Annotated in this window: 4 protein-coding genes; 3 read left to right on the top strand and 1 reads right to left on the bottom strand. The window is 58.9% G+C overall.

The features are described 5' to 3' along the window. The 3 genes from H0485_RS21140 to H0485_RS21130 all read left to right on the top strand — a co-directional run. Window positions 1–249, top strand: a 249-nt coding sequence (locus H0485_RS21140) for an H-NS histone family protein (RefSeq protein WP_226937857.1), incomplete at its 5' end; no start/stop codon positions are given. A 53-nt stretch (window positions 250–302) separates the two neighbouring features. Further along, the gene (locus H0485_RS21135; RefSeq protein ID WP_226937856.1) at window positions 303–722 is read left to right on the top strand and encodes a hypothetical protein; all 420 of its coding nucleotides are present in this window, start codon (window positions 303–305) and stop codon (window positions 720–722) included. A gap of 315 nt (window positions 723–1037) precedes the next feature. Next, window positions 1038–1412, top strand: a complete 375-nt coding sequence (locus H0485_RS21130) for a helix-turn-helix domain-containing protein (protein ID WP_179285872.1) — start codon at window positions 1038–1040, stop codon at window positions 1410–1412. 190 nt (window positions 1413–1602) lie between these two features. Here H0485_RS21130 and H0485_RS21125 read toward each other — a convergent pair. Next, window positions 1603–2048, bottom strand: a 446-nt coding sequence (locus H0485_RS21125) for an Lrp/AsnC family transcriptional regulator (protein WP_255613895.1), incomplete at its 5' end; no start/stop codon positions are given.

The raw sequence follows: 2048 nt of genomic DNA, 5'->3' as shown, positions 1-2048 counted from the left end.
GCGATCACCTCCTTTGAAGATCGCCGCAAAGCCGAGGCCCGCGCCAGGGTCGATGAGTTGGCCCGCGAACTCGGTTATTCGTTCGAGGAACTTGCCGATGCGGCAACCGCGCGCAAACGCTCTCCCTCGGTAGCGAAATATCGTCATCCAGAAAACCCGGAACTGACCTGGTCCGGGCGGGGACGCAAACCCGGCTGGATCGGTGACGCGCTGGCCTCCGGAAAATCGCTCGAAGATTTCGCTATCTGATCAACAGGGCGGGGAACGACAGGCCCTCGCTCGCATTGCGAGACGAGGAAGCCATGACCAACGACCTTGTGCGCAAGATTGCCTCTGTCATGTCCAAGGCGATGACGCTGATCTGTGTTCGGAATACGTGTCTTGAAACCCTGCATGCAGGCCCGGGAGTGGTCAGCCATACAGGGGACTATTCTGATGTGCTCGTGACGGACGCCAACGGCCGACAAATCCCATGGTCGGAGGTTTCCAGGATCAGCGATGACGAAATGCGCGACTTGATGCGCGAAATCGTCAATCGGCTCTACACATTCAAGTTGCGGGGCGGCGAACAAGAGTTTCGCGACTACCTGGACCGACAGCTCACCTCGACCCAAAACTGGGATGAACCCAGGCACGACTGGAACCTTGCAGGTCGAAAACTGCGCGAGGCGCTCGGGCCTGATGCGCCAGTTGCCCCCGCGACCGAAGGCCCTGGCGCCTGACCAGAGCGCTATGGAACCGAGCAACGCACCATCTTGCTCCTAACCCCCTGAAACCGATACACTGCCCTTGGGGACGCCACGCGTCGTCCCTGGGGCGTGGAAACCTCTGAACCTGTCGGTATTGGCGTCGGCCGAAACGGCGCCGATTCCTTGACCATGCGGTCGGGGAGCCTGTGACGTATGTCCAGGCGCTCCGGTGCTAAAGGTCATAGGGACCGGACAGGTTCGGTTTTCCAACTCCCCGATCATGGGTCAGGAAGCGATTGCGGGGGCGTACCGCAGCATTCGCTTCTGTCTCGTATAGGGTGGGCCGAGTTGGACGGCGATCTGGATGGTTTTGACAGGCAACTCGGGGACAGGCTGAAGGCGCTGCGGACAAGACGCGGCCTGTCACTGGCAGATGTCGCCTCGGAAATCGGTATCAGCTATCAACAACTCCAGAAACACGAAGCTGGCAGAAACAGCCTCACAATTCACCGACTGGTAAGGATCGCCAATGCGCTCGAAGTAGACCCGCAAACGATCTTGGAGGTGCTAACCTCGCCCGACGGCCAAGGAGAGCTATCAAGATTTGTGCCCCTGCAACGGCTCGGCGAGCGTCATAGACTTCTTAAGGCATATTTTGCGCTGCCAGAGGAAATCAGGTCGGCATTCCTGAACCTCATCGAGGGCACAGCGGCCACGAGCTGACACGGGCGGATTGGACGCAGCAGCCCATGCACGCCTTGGTTTGCTATGGTCAACGAGCCGACACAGCGGCTCATCACATGCCATCATGGTAGTTTTCCACTGCCACCTTGTCCATGCGACACTGCCGCCCTGCCGCACACTATAAAGCGAGGAGTCTATGACCGCGTCAGAGCGGCAGTTCAGAGGTGAGCTAGATCTTTTGCATAAGGATGTCAGATTTTACATTCTGAACACCCTTGATCCGGGTCAGATGATCGATCTGGAACTGCCGATAGTCATCGAGATCGCGGGCCACAACGCGCAGCAGAAAGTCGCAATCGCCCGCCATCAGGTGGCACTCGACAATTTGCGGCAGGGCGCTGACGGCATTGCTGAAGTGGTTGACGGTTTCGACATCCTGCCCGGTCAGCCAGACACGGGCGAAGACCGTCATGCCCATCCCGATTTCCGCCGGGTCAAGTACCGCGACGTAGCGCTGAATGACACCAGCTTCTTCTAGCGCCTTGGCGCGCCGCAGACAGGGCGAGGGCGAAAGCCCGACCTGGACTGCCAGTTCGACCTTCTGCATCCGACCATCTTTCTGCAATGCGCGCAGAATACGTCGGTCTGTTTCGTCTGGTCTGGTCATGGAAGAGG

Origin of the sequence: Pseudogemmobacter faecipullorum (genome assembly GCF_020539525.1) — a bacterium.
GTDB classification, from domain to species: Bacteria; Pseudomonadota; Alphaproteobacteria; order Rhodobacterales; family Rhodobacteraceae; genus Pseudogemmobacter; species Pseudogemmobacter faecipullorum.
This window is presented reverse-complemented; position numbering and strand designations above follow the sequence as displayed.